Below are 16,657 nucleotides of genomic sequence, written 5' to 3'. Positions count from 1 at the left end.
CCTTTTCGCGGCGAAACTGTTCCAGTGAAAGTTGCGACTTCATATCATTGCAGCAGGACCTCAGGATTTGACCGTCATCCCCCGCAAGGAGCCTTCGATGTTCAAGCACGCCTCCCTGTCCGAATGTCTCGCGGGGGGCGGCCTCGTCCTCGCCGTCGTGCTGGCCGCGCCGGTGCTCGCCGAGGACGCGACGGCCAAGCCCGAGGCGGCGATGACCGGCGCGAACGATCTTCTCAATGCGACGCTGTGGATGCAGCGCTCGGTGGAATACAAGGCCAATTCCATGGCGGTCTTCGCTCTCGGCAAGATCCGCTTGGACGAGGAACTGGCCGACAAGACCGCCAGCGCGATGGACCAGAGCGATGCCGGCGACCTGCCACCGGCGGTCATCCTCGACCTCGACGAGACGGTGATCGACAACTCGGCCTATGAATCGGGCCTCGTCACCACCAACAGCGACTATTCCTCGAAGACCTGGGACGAGTGGACCAAGGCCGAAAAGGCCAAGGCCGTGCCCGGCTCGCTCGACTATCTGAAATATGCCGACGAGAAGGGCGTGAAGATCTTCTACGTCACCAATCGCAAGGCCGGCCAGGAAGAGGCGACGAAAGCCAACATGAAGGCGCTCGGCTATCCGATGGGCGGCAATGTCGACACCTTCCTGATGCGCGACGAAAAACCCGACTGGACTTCCGACAAGAAGACCCGCCGCGACTTCGTCGCCAAGGACTACCGGGTGGTCGCGCTGTTCGGCGACAATTTCAACGACTTCACCAGCGAGGCGGAAGGCTCGATCGACGAGCGCGAGGCGGCCTTCGACAAGATGAAGGACCATTTCGGCAAGGACTGGTTCATGCTGGCCAACCCGACCTACGGCTCGTGGGAATCCTCGGCCTATGGCGACGACTTCAAGCTTTCGAATGACGAGAAGCGCAAGATGAAGGTGAAGGCGCTGCAGCCCTGGACGCCGACCAGCGGCCAGTGACCGGAGCATCTATCTGAGAAGGGTGGCCGACCGGAGCTCGACGGCAGAGCCTTGCACGGCGGCGCCGTCCGTCAGCCTGATGGTGACGACCGCGGCGCCGTCCGGAAAGCGCATGCCGGGCGGCACGTTGACGACGAAATACTCTTCCTCGCCCACCTCGTTCGCCTCGGTGAAGGCGAGGGTGCCGGCAAGCCGGCTGGCGTCGGCCGCGGAAAGCTGGGCGGTATCGGCGGGTGAGGGCGGCTGTCCGTTCGCATCGACGGCCATGAGGTAGACATCGATGAAGACCTGTTCGCCGGGCTCGATGGCGGCGGGCGCAAGGACGAGCGTGAGCCGCGTCGGTGCTTCCGGCGCCGAAATCTGCAGCGAGGCTTCGTTGTCGGGAGTCGCCACCGTGGTCGCTGGTGCAGGGTCTGCATCGGGCGACAGGCGGTCTTCCAATTTGGCCTGAGCCTGCGATTGCGACTGCGCCGGACCCTGCGTCTGCGCGAGTGCGGACGAGACCGGAATCGTCGCCAACGCCAGCATCAGCCCGAGAGCGGGGCGGAACGAGGGACGATTGGCGTGGCGGCGTAGTGGCTGCCGTGATTGTGGCAAAATCATGCCGGCACTAAGCATTGCCTCATCGGCTTGTGCAAGCACCGGCGCCATCGCCGTCAAGACAGGGTTACCGGCGTCACTGCCGGGATGGTTCCATCAAGGGCAGGTCGCGAGCCAGGTTCGTCGAAAAGGGAGGGCAGCATGGCCGGCAGGATCCACCGCTATTCGGTGAGGCTCGAATGGACCGGCAATCGCGGCGAGGGGACGGCAAGCTATCGCAGTTACTCGCGCGATCATCGCCTGTCCGTGCCCGGCAAGCCGGCGATCGAAGCCTCGGCCGACCCGGCCTTTCGTGGCGATGTCGCCCGCTGGAACCCGGAAGAGATGCTGATCGCCTCCCTCTCGGCCTGCCACCAGCTCTGGTACCTGCATCTTGCCGCGGAAGCGGGCGTCGTCGTCATGGCCTATGAGGATGCCGCAGAGGGCGAGATGCGGGAGAGCGAGGACGGCGGCGGGGCCTTCGAGCGGGTCGTTCTCCGGCCGCGGGTGACCATATGGGCAAAGAGCGACGCCGCCAAGGCGCAGGCGCTCCACCATGATGCCCATGCCAGATGCTTCATCGCCCGTTCGGTGAATTTCGATGTGGCGTGCGAGGCCGAGATCGTGGTCGCTGCGCCGCAGTCGCCCTCATCCTGAGGCGCGAGCCGGTTCACCGAACCGGCGAGCCTCGAAGGGCGAGGGCGGGTTGCATGAACGGTTTCGGGCGCTGACAGGCTCGTCTGCGGTCGCGCGAAGCCCCTCGCCCTTCGAGGCTCGCTGCGCTCGCACCTCAGGATGAGGGGACTGATACGCGGTTCATTCCTCGTCGGCGACAATCGATCCATGTTCGATGGGGTTGCTGGAACATGCTGTGCGGTCGCTACGGCATCGGCCCGAAAATCGAATACTTCGATGCTCCCGCTCGACGCGTGAGAGCATCTTCAGCGCGTCCCGTCGGACGCGCGGCAATCCATCGCGGCGAAGCCTCAGACGTTGAACTTGAAGTTCATGATGTCGCCGTCCGAAACGACATATTCCTTGCCCTCGTCGCGGGATTTGCCGGCCTCCTTGGCGCCGGTCTCGCCGCCGAGGGCGACGAAGTCGTCATAGGCGATGGTCTGCGCGCGGATGAAGCCCTTTTCGAAGTCGGTGTGGATGACGCCGGCGGCCTGTGGCGCCTTGGTGCCCTTGTCGATCGTCCAGGCGCGGGTCTCCTTCGGCCCGGCGGTGAAATAGGTGATCAGGTCGAGGAGCTCGTAGCCGGCGCGGATCAGGCGGTCGAGGCCGGGCTCGTGAAGCCCCATGGCTTCGAGATAATCGCCGACCTCTTCCTCGGGCAGCTGGGCGATCTCCGCCTCGATGGCAGCGGAGATGATCACCGTGCTGGCGCCCTGCGCCTCGGCCATTTTCGCGACCGCCTGGGAATGTTCGTTGCCGGCGGCCGCGTCGTCCTCCGCGACGTTGCAGACGTAAAGGACGGGTTTCGAGGTCAGGAGGTTGAGGTTCTTCAGGATCCTGAGGTCTTCCGGGTCGAGCTCGGGCAAGAGCACCCGCACCGGCTTGCCCTCGTTCAGTACCGCCAGCGCCTTTTCCATGACGGGCAGGACGGCGATCGCCTCCTTGTCCTTGCCGGTCGCCTTCTTGCGGGTGCCGACCACGCGCCGCTCGAGGCTTTCGAGATCCGACAGCATCAGCTCGGTCTCGACCGTCTCGGCATCGGCGACCGGGTCGATCCGGCCCTCGACATGGGTGATGTCGTCGTCCTCGAAGCAACGCAGCACATGGACGATGGCGTCGACCTCGCGGATATTGGCGAGGAACTGGTTGCCGAGGCCTTCGCCCTTCGACGCCCCGCGCACGAGGCCGGCAATGTCGACGAAGGTGATCCGCGTCGGCAGGATGTTGGCCGACTTGGCGATGCCGGCGATCGCCTTCAGCCGCGGGTCCGGCACCGGCACGTCGCCGGTGTTCGGCTCGATGGTGCAGAACGGATAGTTGGCGGCGGCAGCCGCTGCCGTCTTGGTGAGGGCGTTGAACAGCGTCGACTTGCCGACATTCGGCAGGCCGACGATCCCGCATCTGAAACCCATGGGGTCGTCCTTCGGAAAAGATGTGTTCCGGCCGCGTGTGCAGCCTGATCTTGACGCGCTGTTTGCAGCCGAACGGGCGAGGGGTCAACAGCATCGGTGTTCCGGCTCGGGCGCCGGCATGCTAGAGTTACGCCGCGGCGTCCCGTTCAGGACCGCCGAACCGAGAAAGGACCATTGCCATGCGCCTTCTCATTCTCTTCATGCTTGTGATTTTCGGCACGCCGGCTCTGGCCGCCTGCGAGGATGCCGGCCCGGCCGCCAGCTTCATCAAGCAGCACTGGCTGTCCCAGATGGGGAGCGAGCGCCGGACCTGCATCTTCTACGGGGACTATTCGGGAGATGGCGCGGCCGATGCCGTCGCGTTCTACTACTACGAAAAGCCGCAGCACGGCCGTTATCAGAAACCGGGGGAGGGTGTCGTCCTGGAGGCAGCACTGTTCCGGCGGGAGGGCGGCGGCTACCGCTTCGATGGTTCGGCCGATATCGGCGGGGAAAATCCGCGCAATGTCACCTTCGGCGATCGCAAGATCATGGTGGACACCACCGTCGCCTGGCGCGACCCGGGCATCGACCGGACCTGGACCGTCCGAGCGCCGAACTGAGGTCTTGCCGGGCCGGTTCGCTAGCGGGTCCCGTGATCTAGTCCTTGCCGCCGAACATCCGCTTCAGCATGTCAGCCATCGGGCCCTTTTCCGGCAGCTTGACGGAGGGTTTTGGCGAGCGGGCCTGCCGAATGTGGCTCTGCCCTTTCGGGGAAGGCTTTGATGCGCCTGAGCCTTTGGCGCCGGCGGGCTCCTCGCGGCCGCCGGTGGCAAGGCTCACCCTGTTCATGAACAGCGCGTCCTCGCCTTTGACGAGACTGTCGACGTTGCGCGCGATGGCGTCGAGGAAGGGTTCCAGCCACTCCCGGTCGACCTTGGCGAAATCGCCGAGGACATGCGGCGTCACGGCTTCCTTCGAGCCCGGATGGCCGATGCCGAGGCGCACGCGCCGATAGTCCTTCGTGCCGAGATGGGCGTCGATCGACTTCAGCCCGTTATGGCCGCCATGGCCGCCGCCGGTCTTCACCCGCATCCTGGCCGGCGCGAGATCCAGCTCGTCATGGATGACGACGACGTCCTTCGAATCGAGCTTGTAGAAACGGACGGCTTCGCCGACCGAGCGGCCGGAGTCGTTCATGAAGGTCTGCGGCTTTAAGAGCAGGACCTTCACGCCGCCGATGACGCCTTCGCTGATCTCGGCGGAAAACTTCTTCGAAAAGCCCGGGAAATTCGCCTGCCGGGCGATCTCGTCGACCGCCATGAAGCCGATATTGTGGCGGTTGCCGGCATATTTCTGCCCCGGATTGCCGAGACCTGCGATCAGAAGCATCGGGACACTCCCTGGGATTTGTCGAATTTCGTCTCGGTCAATAACGACGCCCTGTGCAGCTCCCCTCCGAAATCACGCGAAGGGCCTGGCTGGCATCGCTCTTTGTATCAGGATTGGCTACCGACGCATCAGGACGGAGGAGAGGCGAATACGGTGAAGGTTCGTCATCCCGGCCCCCGAGCCGGGATCCATTCCTCTACCCTGAAACCGCCCCTGCAGTGCAGAAAATACGACCTGCCAGACGTCCAACGGCTTGGCGGCGTCGGCGATCTGGAATGGATCCCGGGTCAAGCCCGGGATGACGAAGCCTTGACGCTGGCATCGAGACTGTTGACGTCGCTGTCGCCCGCAGAATGCGCCCCAAACGAAAACGGCCGGACAATGCCCGGCCGTTGCATGATGTGCAGGACCCGGAGGCTTACTCCTCGCCGGCCTCGGTCTCGCCCTCGACGGTCTGAGCCTTCTGCTCGGTGACCTCGGTCTCTTCCTCTTCGTCGCCCTCCGAACGCAGCGCCGCCGGCGTGGCGATGGTGGCGATGGTGAAGTCGCGATCGGTGATCGTCAGATCGACCCCCTTCGGCAGCGTCAGAGCCGAAGCATGGACCGAGTCGTTGATCTCGAGGCCGCTGAGGTCGACGGCGAAAAATTCCGGGATCGAGCCAGCCGGAGCATGGACCTCGACCTCATGGCGCACGACGTTCAGCGTGCCGCCGCGCTTCAGGCCCGGAGACTTCTCCTCGTTCTCGAAATGCACGGGGATCTCGACCGTCACGCGCGTCGATTCAGACACGCGCAGGAAATCGACATGCATCAGGAAGTCGCGGATCGGCTCGAGCTGGTAGTCCTTCGGCAGGACCTTGATCTCTTTGCCGTCCAGCTCGATCGTCGCGATCGAGGTCATGAAGCCGCCGGCGTGGAGCGCCAGGAAGGTCTCCTTGTAGGGCAGCGCAATCGGCAGCGGCTCTTCCTTGCCGCCATAGATGACGGCGGGGATCATGTTGTTGCGGCGCAGATATCTGGCGGCCCCCTTGCCGACCTTGTCGCGCGCCTCGGCCTTGACCGTGAAGGTCTGGTGCATGGCGTTACGTCCTTTTGTTATCGAGGGGTCGAGCCGGGCCCCATGCCCGAAACGACGAAAAGCGGCGCCCCGGCCGGGGACCGCTTCACTCCGCGCTGCCTCCAAGGGTGTCCGCGCGGACGCATGTGCCTATAGCGCAAGGTCCCGTCGCGAACAAGACCGGCGGACGACGCCGCTTCGACGATACGGCAGCGCCCGCCGTCCCCTTTTGTCGGGGAGGCGGGCGCCACGTCACCGTCAGAGTGATCAGCCGCCGAACAGCGCCTCGAGCACGTTCGGCGAACGGGCCTCGCCGAGCTCGGCATAGACGTTCTTGGCGCCGCGGCCGTCGGGGCCGATGACGACCACCTTCGAGCCGACCGGAACGCGGGAGTAAAGGTGCTCGACGTCCTCGTTCATCATCCGGATGCAGCCCGACGACATCATCTGGCCGATCGTCCAGGGTTGGTTGGTGCCATGGATGCGGAACATCGAATCGTGGCCGCCGCGGTTGAAGAGATACATCGCCCGGGCGCCGAGCGGATTGCCGGGGCCGCCTTCCATATAGGCCGGGAGCTCCTTGCCCTTGGCGCGCTCGCGCGCCACCATCGTCGCCGGCGGCGTCCAGCCCGGCCACTCGGCCTTGCGGCCGACCTTCATGGTGCCGGACCAGCCGAAGCCCTCGCGGCCGACGCCGACGCCGTAGCGGGTCGCCATGCCGTTGCCCTCGACGTAGTAGAGGAAGCGGCGGCTGGAATCGACGATGATCGTGCCCGCCTTCTCGTCGGTGTCGATGCGCACTTCCCGGCGCATGAACTGCGGCGCCGGGCGACGCGTCTGGACTGACCGGCGAACGGACGGCGCGCTGGCGTCGAGCGTCTCCCAGGAGAAGGTCGCATAGTTGTAACGGCGGACCATCTCGGCCGAGGCTTCGGTGGCGAGCGCCATGACCATGCCAGCAGCCGTCGCGCCCAGAACGAGCGTCTTCAACGATTTCATCAATGTCTTTCTCCAGCCAGTCGCCCGCTCGTTTTCGGCAGACGTTTCGTTGTCGAGATCCGGGTCGTCATGGCCCGGACGGGGCACACCTTCTCGATCGACCCGCAGGCCATGCCGGCCTGCAGCGGCGCTACGCCATGGTCTGACCACGTTTTCGCCATCATTCGAACGCGTCAGGCCGGCGATCGATCCCAGTTCACGCGATTCGATGCAATAACGTTTGTGTGAGCGGTCAGAGAACCTTCACCGTGGTGCCGACCGGGACGCGGTCGTAGAGGTCCATCACGTCGTCGTTGCGCATCCGGATGCAGCCGGAGGAGACGTTCCGGCCAATGGTCCAGGGCTGGTTGGTGCCGTGGATGCGGTAGAGCGTCGAGCCGAGATACATGGCCCGGGCGCCGAGCGGATTGGCCGGTCCGCCGGCCATGTGGGCGGGCAGGATGCGGCCCTTCTTCTTCTCGCGGGCGATCATCTGGGAGGGCGGCGTCCAGCCCGGCCATTCGGCCTTGCGGGAAATGTGATGGGTCCCCGACCAGCCGAAGCCCTCCTTACCGGTTCCGACGCCGTAGCGCCGGGCGGTGCCGTTCTCGCCGACGAGGTAGAGGAAGTGGCTGCGCGAATCGATGACGATCGTCCCGGGACGCTCCTTGCCGTCATAGGCGACATCCTGCGGCAGGAACTTCGGATCGAGCGTCCGGCCCGGCTGGACCGCACGCCCGGCATCGGCGGGGATGCCCGCGCCCGCCATCCGGCCGTTGGTGTCGGGGGTGCGGGCGGCGAGCACGACGCCGCTCGGCGAGGCGAACTCCACCATCCACGGGCCGCCGATGCCGGAGGCGATGCGGACGCCGGAGCGATAGGCGCGCGCATCCTGGGCCGCGGCCATCTCCGTCGAAGCGGCAAGGCCCGTCGTCAGGGCGAGCGCGGCGAGAACAGCCCGTCGAAGCATCTTCAGTCTCCTCATGTGACCATCGGCCGCATGAAAGCGCGGCCGTTCGACGAGGAGGCTCGCGCGAAAGCCCGACCGAATGGTTAACCGCAAAGCCCTTGCAGGAAAGGCTGTTTGGAAACTCTTCCGTAGGGTTAACGGAGGGTATCTGCGGCCCCGCCGGGGCGAGCGTTGCCGAAATGCGACCAAAGCTCTGGACAAGCGCGCCGTGCAAAAGTTGGGCATTGATGGGATCGCCCATTTATGCTGCATTGTGCAGTGCAGCATGACCGATCCGATCGGTGTGCAAGTGCTCTGACCCTTCCACTGGAACGGCATCGGTAAGCCTTCCAGACGGACCGGTCGAACCGCCGCGCAGCGCCAGGACGCTCGGCGTCGGTGACAATGGCGTGAATGTCCGGCCCTGCCGGACCGGAACCAAACCCGCCGCGGGGAGGGCGGCTTTCAGAACGGGAATCGACGAATGATCGCCCTGACCTTGCTGATGTGCCTGAATTCCGAGCCTGCCAACTGCCATGCCGAGGACGTCGCCTTCGACGGATCGATCATGCAATGCGCCATGTTCGGCCAGGCAGTCGCCGCCAACTACATGAACGGCCGTCCGAACTGGTCGCTGAAGCGCTATCGCTGCTCGTCGCGTCGCCTCAAGGACGCCTGAGCAAGGCGCATAGCCGACCTCTTGCCTCGCGCCACGCAGGCTGCCATGACCGGCGGCGATGGATCACGATCACGCCATTTCCAACGGTCTCCTGCGCCGCGACGACGGCTCGCTCGGCTGTGCCTGGCACGGAGCCGAACCGCTCTATCGCCGCTATCACGACGATGAGTGGGGCCGTCCTTCGGCCGACGACGATCGGCTGTTCGAAAAGCTCTGCCTCGAAGGCTTTCAGGCCGGGCTGTCCTGGCTGACGATCCTCAGGAAGCGCGAGGCGTTCCGGCAGGCCTTTGACGGTTTCTCGATCGACCGTGTGGCGCAGATGGGCGAGACGGACATCGAGAGGCTGCTTGCCGATCCCGGTATCGTGCGCCATCGCGGCAAGATCGTCTCGGCGATCAACAACGCTCGGCGCGCGGCGGCGCTCCGCGAGACCCACGGCTCGCTCGCCGCCTTCCTCTGGTCCTTCGAGCCCGGCGCCGGCGAGCGGCCCAGTGCGGTGACGGCGGAATTCGTCCGGGCGACGCCGGCGAGCGCTGCCTCGACGCGCCTTTCCAAGGCTTTGAAGAAGGCCGGCTTCAGCTTCGTCGGGCCGACGACGGTCTACGCCTTCATGCAGTCCATGGGCTTCGTCAACGACCACATCGAGGGCTGCTCGGTGCGGGAAGTTTGCGAAGCCGAGCGCACGGGGTTTAGCCGGCCGGCGAAGGCGTGAGGGGCTGCGGCAGGGGGATGCATGCCCCGCCGCGGGAGGCTCGCGCGGAACTTGAAACAGAATACAATGATTCTGTTTCAGAAAGGGAGCGCGTCCACGACATGGTAGAATTGCTACAATCGATGTAAGATCCATACGCATTCGTAGCGAGGCAAGTTAGAATGCCCGATAAGGAAGCGCCTGTCCGCGAAAGCTGTTCCGAGCGCGGAGGGACCCCCATTCTCGATCTGATGGCTCCGGGAAAATGTTCGTTTTGCTACCTAACTTTAGAAAGGGGCCGCCTAGATGTTCGTGGCTCAAATCATGACGAAGTTAGGCTTGTCGCAAAAGAATTCTCTTCGAAATCACAGGAGTACATTTCGGTGGGAGAGCACCTACATAGTGCCAAAGGATTACTTTACCTGATTGTTCTGGGAGCTCTGATTGCCTCCGTATGCTTCATAGCGGCAGGTATTGGGCTAGTTTATTTGGGCGCTACCGGCGACTCCTCAGTCGAATTTTTCGGTTCCACAATTAAATCCGGAAACGTCGGAATTGTCAGCATTTTCCTAGGAGCCACAACGCTTGTTCTGGTGTTCCGTCAAGCGATGCAGAAGATTGAATCCATCCTTCGAATTCAAAGGGGCCCACTCGACCGTTAGCTACCACTGCATCCATCTGAAACAGAATTCTCAATTCTGTTACAGACCCCAAACCCTTCGGGAGTCCCTGCAAAGCGTCGGGGTCACCCAACCAGCACAAGCCGCAGCGTCAGCGCCACGGCGCCGACCATGCCGACGCCGGCGAGCCAGAACAGCACGAACCAGAGCCAGCGATGCCAGCGCGGGCTTTTGTCGGTCTCGCGTCTGACGTCCTCCGGGGTCAATGGTAGCCCTCGCCTTCGCGCACCTTGCCGCGGAAGATCCAGTAGGCAAAGCCGGTATAGATCAGGATCAGCGGGATCAGCACGGCCGCGCCGACGAGCAGGAACGTCTGGCTCGATTCGGGCGCTGCGGCGTCGAAGATCGTCACGTCCGGCGGGATGATGTTCGGATAGAAATTGATGCCCAGCCCGACGAAGCAGAGAAGGAACAGGCCGAGCGCCGAAAAGAACGGCCTCTGGTGCCTGCCTGCGATCAGCGACTGGAACAGGCTGACGGCGAAGAGGGCGAGAAGCACCGGCACCCAGGCGACCGTCAGGAACTGCGGCAGGCTGGCGAACCAGCGCGAATAGAATTCCGGCTGCTGGAAGGGCATCCAGGCGCTGACGATGCCGATCGCGGCGAGCGTGCCCGCGGCAAGGAAATAGGCGTAACGCCGCGCGACGTCGTGAACCTCGCCCTCGGTCTTCATCACCAGCCAGGTCGAGCCGAGAAGCGCATAGCCGACGACGACGGCGACGCCGGTCATCAGCGAGAACGGCGTCAGCCAGTCGAACCAGCCGCCGGCATAGGCGCGGCCCTCGACGTCGATGCCCTGGACGAGGGCGCCGAGAGAAATTCCCTGGCAGAAGGCGGCGGTGAGCGAGCCGATGAAGAACGACACGTCCCACAGCCAGCGGCCGCGCACCGTCTTGAAGCGGTATTCGAAGGCGACGCCCCGGAAGATCAGCGCCAGAAGCATGGCGATGATCGGCGCGTAGAGCGCCGGCATGATGATCGCATAGGCCAGCGGGAAGACCGCGAAGAGCCCGCCGCCGCCGAGCACCAGCCAGGTCTCGTTGCCGTCCCAGATCGGCGCGACCGAGTTCATCGCGGTGTCGCGGCTCTCATGCCGGCCGAGAAAGGGGAAGAGGATGCCGGTGCCGAGGTCGAAACCGTCGAGAACGACATAGGCGAAGACGGCGAAGGCGATCAGGAATGCCCAGACGATGGTCAGGTCCATGTCTCTCTCCTATTCCGCCGGATGGCCGCCGAGGGCCGGCGCCGGCGTGATGCCGGCGGTGCGGGTCGGCTCGTGCGGCGTGTCCTCCTCGAAGGGGCTCGGCGCCTTGCTCATCAGCCGCAGGATGTAGAAGGTCCCGGCGCCGAAAAGCAGGAAATAGACGACGATGAAGGCGATCAGCGACGTCCCGACGGCCGGTGCCTCGATCGGCGAATGGCTCTCGGCGGTGCGCAGCAGCCCGTAGACCGTATAGGGCTGGCGGCCCATCTCGGTGGTCACCCAGCCGCAGATGACGGCGACGAAACCCGCCGGCGACATGAGGATCGTCGTCCGCTGCAGCCAGCGCGAATCGTACAGCGTGCCGCGGAAGCGTTTCCACAGCGACCACAGGCCGAGACCGAGCATGGCAAAGCCGATCGCCACCATCGCCCTGAAGGTCCAGAAGACGACGGTGGAATCCGGCCAGTCTTCCCGCGGGAAGTCCTTCAGACCCTTCACCACGCCGTCGAGGCTGTGGGTGAGGATCAGCGAGCCCAGATAGGGCACGTCGAGGGCGTAGTCGGTCGTCGCGGCTTCCATGTTGGGAATGCCGAAAAGGGTGAGCGGCATCGGATGGTCGGTGTTGGTGTCGAAATGCCCCTCCACCGCGGCGACCTTGGCCGGCTGGTGCTCCAGCGTGTTGATGCCATGGGCGTCGCCGGCGAAGATCTGGATCGGCGCGACGATCGTCGCCATCCACAGCGCCATCGAGAACATCAGCCGGGCGCTGGCATTGTGACGGTTGCGCAGGAGATGGAAGGCGCCGACGCCGCCGACCACGAAGGCCGTCGTGAGATAGGCGGCAAGCACCATGTGGACGAGGCGGTAGGGGAAGGAGGGGTTGAAGACGATCGCCCACCAGTCCTCGGGGATGAACTGGCCGGAGGGATCGATGCCATAACCCTGCGGCGTCTGCATCCAACTGTTCACCGAGAGGATCCAGAAGGCCGAGAACAGCGTGCCAAGCATGACGACGAAAGTCGCGAAGAAGTGCAGTCCGTTGCCGACGCGCTTCTGTCCGAACAGCATGATGCCGAGGAAGCCGGCCTCGAGGAAGAAGGCCGAGAGCACCTCGTAGCCCATCATCGGCCCGAGGATCGGGCCCGTCTTGTCGGAAAACACCGACCAGTTGGTGCCGAACTGGTAGCTCAGCACGATGCCCGAGACGACGCCCATGCCGAAGGAGATGGCGAAGATCTTCACCCAGTAGCGGAACGTGTCCATGAACACGGATTTGCCGGTCGCCAGCCAAAGGCCCTCGAGCACCGCCAGATAGGAGGCGAGGCCGATCGAGAAGGCGGGAAAGATGATGTGGAAGGAGACGGTGAAAGCGAACTGGAAACGGGCAAGATTGACAGGGTCGAAGCCTTCGAACATCTGATGGCTCCCGGTTGATTCGGTTGGGCGTGGTTTACACCCGTTCCAGGCTGGCCGTCATGGCTGCGAGGCGCTCGTGCGACGTTTTTCGCCCATAGCCGCCATGCATTTTTGACACACGCTCGGCTCCAGGTGCCGGTGTGGCGGGATTTGCGGATCGGCGGCCATTTGCTGGGTGACCGCGCGCCGCATCGGCGCACTTGCCCGAAAAACGCGCAGTCTCCCTTACTTCTTGCTGCTGCGGCGCAAACGGGCCAATCTGTCCGCGGGACTCCGGCGGCAGCGGGGTGTGTCGGGGATCACAGTCGTCGAAGCGGAACAGTGGCAGGAGTCGGGCGCTCGCGGCACCGCAACATCCGCGAGGGCTCGCGAGACGGCCGAGCCGTGTATCCGGTTTGAGGGAATGACGAATATCATGAAAGCACTCTTCCTGCACCAGAACTGCCCCGGCCAGTTCAAGCATCTGGCTCCGAGGCTTGCAGCACGGCCCGGGCACGAGGTGCTGTTCATGACGCAGAACGAGGGCCCGGCACCGGCCCGCGTCGGGAAAATCCTCTACAGCCCGCACCGCAAGGCCTCGCGGGAGACCCATCCCTATCTCACCTCCAGCGAGACTGCGGTGCTGAACGGCCAGGCCGTCGCCCGCATGGCGATGAAGCTTCAGAGGCAGGGCTATCGGCCCGACGTCATCGTCGGCAATCCCGGCTGGGGCGAGACCTTGTTCATGAAGGATATCTGGCCGGATGTGCCGCTCGTGCTGATGGTCGAATTCTTCTACCGGGGGCTGGGGGCGGATGTCGGCTTCGACCCGGAATTTGCCCGCGGGATCGATTCGATCCTGCGCGCCCGCGTCCGCTCGGGCCCGCATCTTCTCGCCATCGATGCCGCCGATGCCGCCTACGCCCCGACGGACTGGCAGAAGGCGCAGTTCCCGTCCGCCTATCAGGACAAGATCGACGTGATCCATGACGGCATCGACGTCGCCAATCTCACGCCCGACCCGACGAGCCAGTACGAACTGCCGAACGGCCGGGTCCTGACGCGCTCCGACGAGGTGCTGACCTTCGTCGCCCGCAATCTGGAACCCTATCGCGGCTTTCATTCCTTCATGCGGGCATTGCCGGAGATCCTCCGCCGCCGGCCCAAGGCGAAGGTCGTGATCGTCGGCGGCGACGGCGTGAGCTATGGCTCTGCCCCGAAGGAGGGAACCTGCTGGCGCGAGGTGATGCTCCAGGAGATCGGCCCGCTGTCCGAGCGGGTGACCTTTGCCGGCCGGATCCCCTACCGGGATTTCAAGCAGCTGATGCAGATCTCGTCGGTGCACGTCTATCTGACCTATCCCTTCGTCCTCAGCTGGTCGATGCTGGAGGCGATGGCCATGGGCGCCTTTGTCGTCGGCTCCGCGACGCCGCCGGTGATGGAAGTGATCGAAGACGGCCGCAATGGCTGGCTGGTCGACTTCTTCGACGCGCCGGCGATGGCCGAACGGCTCATCGAGGCGCTGGCGGCCCGCAAGAAGGTCGACGAGCTGAGGGCTGCCGCCCGCGAGACCGTCGTCTCGCGCTATGCCCTGGAGGACTGCATCGAACGCCAGCTCGCGCTGATCAACAGGGCGATCGAGACGGGAGCCCGCTGATCCTCAGGATGCAACGTCGGACGGCCGGGCGAAATGCATTCGCGCTAGGCCGCCGGTCCGCCGGGCGCGTTTCTGTGGACAGCCGCAACGGCGCCGGCCATGTGACGGCCGGTCCGTGCTAGTCCATGGCGAGTGCCGGAGGATCCGCCGTCCTCCGCCGCTCCCCGCCCGATTTTCGTCCAGCACCGAAAGGCAGATGATGACCGTTGCCGTCGATCTCGGCGCGACCAAGACCGGTGAACCCGCCGAACTCGACCTCGAGGAGCTCCTGTCGACGCGGCTTCTCGTCCAGGGCAATTCCGGCTCGGGCAAGTCGCATCTCCTTCGCCGGCTCCTGGAGCGCAGCGCCGGCCACGTCCAGCAGGCGATCGTCGATCCCGAGGGCGACTTCGTCACACTCGCCGAGCGCTATGGTCACGTCGTCGTCGACGCCAACCGCACGCCCGCCGAGCTGACGCGGATCGCCGGGCGCATCCGCCAGCACCGCGCCTCGGTGGTGCTGAACCTCGAGGGCCTCGACGCCGAGGTGCAGATGCACTGTTCGGCGGCCTTCCTGAACGGCCTTTTCGAGGCAGACCGTGCCTTCTGGTTTCCGATGCTGATCGCCATCGACGAGGCGCATCTCTTCGCGCCCTCGATGTCCGGCGAGCATTCGGACGAGGCGCGCAAGGCCTCGCTCGGCGCGATGACCAACCTGATGTGCCGCGGCCGCAAGCGCGGCCTTGCCGGCGTCATCGCCACCCAGCGCCTCGCCAAGCTCGCCAAGAACGTCGCCGCCGAGGCCTCGAACTTCCTGATGGGCCGCACCTTCCTCGACATCGACATGCAGCGCGCCGCCGACCTTCTCGGCATGGACCGGCGCGCCGCCGAGCGCTTCCGCGATCTCAACACGGGCGAGTTCGTCGCCCTCGGGCCGGCGCTCTACCGCCGCCCGGTGCCGATCACCATCGGCGCGACGGAGACCCATTCCAAGGCCGGGCGCCCGAAGCTCGCGCCGCTGCCGCAGCTGGCGCCGGAGGATCTCGCCGACCTCGTCTTCACCGCGACGCCGGAGGAGCAGGAGGCCGAGCGCCGCCAGGCAAGGCGTGCGATGCCGGGCTTTCCGCCGCCACCGGCCGCCCCGAGCGAGCCCGCCGCCCCGGCCGTGCCGACCCGCGCCATCCTCGAACGGGTGAGTCAGAGCCCATCGATCAGCGAGCCGGCCGAACCCGACGATCCGCGCAGCGCCGAGGAACGGGCGGCGGCGGTCGATGCGATCTTTGCCGAGATGCTCGACGATCCGGAAGCGGCCTTCCGTCCCGTGCCGGTCCTCTATCAGGAATTCCTGACCCACTGCCGGCTGAAGCGGATCTCGGGCGCTGCGACCGACATGACCGCCTTCCGCCGCCGGCTGTCGCTGGCGCGGGCCGGCATCGGCGAGGCGACCGACGATCCGGAATGGCAGACGGTGATCGAGCGCGCCGGCGAGCTGCCCGAAGAGATGCAGGGCGTCTTCATGATGCTCGCCCGCGCCGCGCGGGACGAGGCGGAATGCCCGTCCGACGAGGCGCTTGCCAGGGCCTATGGCAGCCATTCGCCGTCGCGCGGCCGGTTCCTCCTGTCGTTCATGGACGAGCGCGGGCTGATCAAGGCCGACCGCGACTTTCGCGGCAACCGGGTTGTCACGATCGCCGGCACCGAGTGGCGCACCAGGCTGCCGCAGGTCTCCCTCGACAGCATCGACGAGGCGCGCGCGCGCCGGGCAGCACGGCTGGCGCGGCAGGGAAGCTGACGGCGGCAGGTCATCGCGCGCCGGCCGTCATCCTCGTATCATTTCCGAGGAGCATGCCGCTGGGTGTACCGAGGGCTGTTTCTGGATCCCTGCATGCGGGGCCTATCGCTCGAAGGTGGCCGCCACGTCGTAGAGGCCCGGCGATGCCGTGCCGAAGCGCCTGTTGCCGTCGATGAAGCCTTCGCGATGAAGGCACTCCATCACCGCATGCCAGGAGGCGAGGTCCCGGCACTGGGCGTAGTTGGCGACGCGGGTTCCGTCATGGCTGCGGTGCAGGCTCGCCGAGAGCCAGCCGGGCACGGCGGCTCTGCAGCAGCGCGCGGCCTGCGACAGATGGTCGAGCAGCGCCTCCTGACCGCCCTCGGCGACGGTGAAGACGTTGATCTGGGTGACGATGCCGGTTCCGGCGCGGATGATGGGCATTACTCGTTCTCCATGTCCCGATGCCTGGCGGAGAACAAGGCGTTCGTTCCGATCCGTCACCGCCAAGCGAGCACGATTGCTCTCGCTCGTCGCGGGTCCCGCTGGCGGGCACGGATCTTCTCGGACCGAGAAGGGGCGGACTCACCTT

At 65.3% G+C, this 16,657-nt stretch carries 17 protein-coding genes; 7 read left to right on the top strand and 10 right to left on the bottom strand.

The features are described 5' to 3' along the window. Positions 1–97 precede the first annotated feature (97 nt). Positions 98–985: a 5'-nucleotidase, lipoprotein e(P4) family gene (locus E3C22_RS10090; protein WP_134761912.1), complete on the top strand. Its 888-nt coding sequence runs from the start codon at positions 98–100 to the stop codon at positions 983–985. Positions 986–994: 9 nt separating this feature from the next. Here E3C22_RS10090 and E3C22_RS10085 read toward each other — a convergent pair whose 3' ends face one another. Beyond that, positions 995–1,645 (bottom strand): hypothetical protein, encoded by a 651-nt coding sequence (locus E3C22_RS10085; RefSeq protein ID WP_134761911.1) that lies wholly within the window; start codon positions 1,643–1,645, stop codon positions 995–997. A gap of 81 nt (positions 1,646–1,726) precedes the next feature. Between E3C22_RS10085 and E3C22_RS10080 the strand changes: the two genes are divergently transcribed. Further along, positions 1,727–2,221, top strand: a complete 495-nt coding sequence (locus tag E3C22_RS10080; RefSeq protein ID WP_134761910.1) for an OsmC family protein — start codon at positions 1,727–1,729, stop codon at positions 2,219–2,221. A gap of 329 nt (positions 2,222–2,550) precedes the next feature. Here the strand turns inward: E3C22_RS10080 and ychF are convergent, their stop codons facing one another. Further along, entirely contained in the window at positions 2,551–3,654 is a 1,104-nt protein-coding gene (gene ychF / locus E3C22_RS10075; RefSeq protein ID WP_134761909.1) for a redox-regulated ATPase YchF, read from the bottom strand. 179 nt (positions 3,655–3,833) lie between these two features. Here ychF and E3C22_RS10070 point away from each other — a divergent pair, with 179 nt between their 5' ends. Beyond that, entirely contained in the window at positions 3,834–4,256 is a 423-nt protein-coding gene (locus E3C22_RS10070; RefSeq protein WP_134761908.1) for a hypothetical protein, read from the top strand. A gap of 37 nt (positions 4,257–4,293) precedes the next feature. On the opposite strand, the gene pth is transcribed toward E3C22_RS10070, so the two are convergent. The 4 genes from pth to E3C22_RS10050 form a co-directional block, all read right to left on the bottom strand. Beyond that, positions 4,294–5,025: an aminoacyl-tRNA hydrolase gene (gene pth, locus E3C22_RS10065; protein WP_134761907.1), complete on the bottom strand. Its 732-nt coding sequence runs from the start codon at positions 5,023–5,025 to the stop codon at positions 4,294–4,296. Between the two features lie 418 nt (positions 5,026–5,443). Continuing rightward, positions 5,444–6,103, bottom strand: coding sequence for a 50S ribosomal protein L25/general stress protein Ctc (locus E3C22_RS10060; RefSeq protein WP_134761906.1), 660 nt, complete (start codon positions 6,101–6,103; stop codon positions 5,444–5,446). 246 nt (positions 6,104–6,349) lie between these two features. Then, positions 6,350–7,072, bottom strand: a complete 723-nt coding sequence (locus E3C22_RS10055) for a L,D-transpeptidase (RefSeq protein WP_425364975.1) — start codon at positions 7,070–7,072, stop codon at positions 6,350–6,352. Positions 7,073–7,313: 241 nt separating this feature from the next. Continuing rightward, entirely contained in the window at positions 7,314–8,030 is a 717-nt protein-coding gene (locus tag E3C22_RS10050) for a L,D-transpeptidase (protein ID WP_134761905.1), read from the bottom strand. Positions 8,031–8,493: 463 nt separating this feature from the next. Here E3C22_RS10050 and E3C22_RS10045 point away from each other — a divergent pair, with 463 nt between their 5' ends. Next, the gene (locus tag E3C22_RS10045; RefSeq protein WP_134761904.1) at positions 8,494–8,688 is read left to right on the top strand and encodes a hypothetical protein; all 195 of its coding nucleotides are present in this window, start codon (positions 8,494–8,496) and stop codon (positions 8,686–8,688) included. Positions 8,689–8,746: 58 nt separating this feature from the next. Beyond that, positions 8,747–9,400, top strand: a complete 654-nt coding sequence (locus tag E3C22_RS10040; protein ID WP_134761903.1) for a DNA-3-methyladenine glycosylase I — start codon at positions 8,747–8,749, stop codon at positions 9,398–9,400. A 724-nt stretch (positions 9,401–10,124) separates the two neighbouring features. Here E3C22_RS10040 and E3C22_RS10035 read toward each other — a convergent pair. From E3C22_RS10035 to E3C22_RS10025, 3 genes are read right to left on the bottom strand one after another with little or no spacing between them, the layout of a single operon-like run. Continuing rightward, positions 10,125–10,265, bottom strand: coding sequence for a DUF2474 domain-containing protein (locus E3C22_RS10035; RefSeq protein ID WP_134761902.1), 141 nt, complete (start codon positions 10,263–10,265; stop codon positions 10,125–10,127). Beyond that, the gene (cydB, locus tag E3C22_RS10030) at positions 10,262–11,263 is read right to left on the bottom strand and encodes a cytochrome d ubiquinol oxidase subunit II (RefSeq protein WP_134761901.1); all 1,002 of its coding nucleotides are present in this window, start codon (positions 11,261–11,263) and stop codon (positions 10,262–10,264) included. Before cydB ends, E3C22_RS10035 begins: the two co-directional genes overlap by 4 nt. Positions 11,264–11,272: 9 nt before the next feature. After that, the gene (locus tag E3C22_RS10025) at positions 11,273–12,679 is read right to left on the bottom strand and encodes a cytochrome ubiquinol oxidase subunit I (protein ID WP_134761900.1); all 1,407 of its coding nucleotides are present in this window, start codon (positions 12,677–12,679) and stop codon (positions 11,273–11,275) included. A gap of 415 nt (positions 12,680–13,094) precedes the next feature. On the opposite strand from E3C22_RS10025, the gene E3C22_RS10020 reads away from it, so the two are divergent. Both E3C22_RS10020 and E3C22_RS10015 read left to right on the top strand, forming a co-directional pair. Continuing rightward, positions 13,095–14,315 carry a glycosyltransferase family 4 protein gene (locus tag E3C22_RS10020; protein WP_134761899.1) on the top strand — a complete coding sequence of 407 codons (1,221 nt, stop codon included), beginning with the start codon at positions 13,095–13,097 and terminating at the stop codon, positions 14,313–14,315. Between the two features lie 199 nt (positions 14,316–14,514). Further along, positions 14,515–16,086 (top strand): ATP-binding protein, encoded by a 1,572-nt coding sequence (locus E3C22_RS10015; protein WP_134762447.1) that lies wholly within the window; start codon positions 14,515–14,517, stop codon positions 16,084–16,086. 102 nt (positions 16,087–16,188) lie between these two features. On the opposite strand, the gene E3C22_RS10010 is transcribed toward E3C22_RS10015, so the two are convergent. Continuing rightward, positions 16,189–16,509 (bottom strand): antibiotic biosynthesis monooxygenase family protein, encoded by a 321-nt coding sequence (locus tag E3C22_RS10010; RefSeq protein ID WP_134761898.1) that lies wholly within the window; start codon positions 16,507–16,509, stop codon positions 16,189–16,191. Between the last annotated feature and the right edge of the window lie 148 nt (positions 16,510–16,657).

Origin of the sequence: Jiella endophytica (assembly GCF_004519335.1) — a bacterium.
GTDB classification, from domain to species: Bacteria; Pseudomonadota; Alphaproteobacteria; order Rhizobiales; family Rhizobiaceae; genus Jiella; species Jiella endophytica.
The sequence above is the reverse complement of the archived record's forward strand: the minus strand, read 5'-3'. Positions and strand labels throughout refer to the sequence as shown.

Excerpts from the sequence above, each read along its gene's own strand:
- E3C22_RS10015 (WP_134762447.1), top strand. The coding sequence starts at position 14,515 with ATGACCGTTGCCGTCGATCTCGGCGCGACCAAGACCGGTGAACCCGCC.
- E3C22_RS10025 (WP_134761900.1), bottom strand. The coding sequence starts at position 12,679 with ATGTTCGAAGGCTTCGACCCTGTCAATCTTGCCCGTTTCCAGTTCGCT.
- pth (WP_134761907.1), bottom strand. The coding sequence starts at position 5,025 with ATGCTTCTGATCGCAGGTCTCGGCAATCCGGGGCAGAAATATGCCGGC.
- cydB (WP_134761901.1), bottom strand. The coding sequence starts at position 11,263 with ATGGACCTGACCATCGTCTGGGCATTCCTGATCGCCTTCGCCGTCTTC.
- E3C22_RS10020 (WP_134761899.1), top strand. The coding sequence starts at position 13,095 with ATGAAAGCACTCTTCCTGCACCAGAACTGCCCCGGCCAGTTCAAGCAT.
- E3C22_RS10070 (WP_134761908.1), top strand. The coding sequence starts at position 3,834 with ATGCGCCTTCTCATTCTCTTCATGCTTGTGATTTTCGGCACGCCGGCT.
- E3C22_RS10040 (WP_134761903.1), top strand. The coding sequence starts at position 8,747 with ATGGATCACGATCACGCCATTTCCAACGGTCTCCTGCGCCGCGACGAC.
- E3C22_RS10080 (WP_134761910.1), top strand. The coding sequence starts at position 1,727 with ATGGCCGGCAGGATCCACCGCTATTCGGTGAGGCTCGAATGGACCGGC.
- E3C22_RS10045 (WP_134761904.1), top strand. The coding sequence starts at position 8,494 with ATGATCGCCCTGACCTTGCTGATGTGCCTGAATTCCGAGCCTGCCAAC.
- E3C22_RS10050 (WP_134761905.1), bottom strand. The coding sequence starts at position 8,030 with ATGCTTCGACGGGCTGTTCTCGCCGCGCTCGCCCTGACGACGGGCCTT.
- ychF (WP_134761909.1), bottom strand. The coding sequence starts at position 3,654 with ATGGGTTTCAGATGCGGGATCGTCGGCCTGCCGAATGTCGGCAAGTCG.
- E3C22_RS10090 (WP_134761912.1), top strand. The coding sequence starts at position 98 with ATGTTCAAGCACGCCTCCCTGTCCGAATGTCTCGCGGGGGGCGGCCTC.
- E3C22_RS10010 (WP_134761898.1), bottom strand. The coding sequence starts at position 16,509 with ATGCCCATCATCCGCGCCGGAACCGGCATCGTCACCCAGATCAACGTC.
- E3C22_RS10060 (WP_134761906.1), bottom strand. The coding sequence starts at position 6,103 with ATGCACCAGACCTTCACGGTCAAGGCCGAGGCGCGCGACAAGGTCGGC.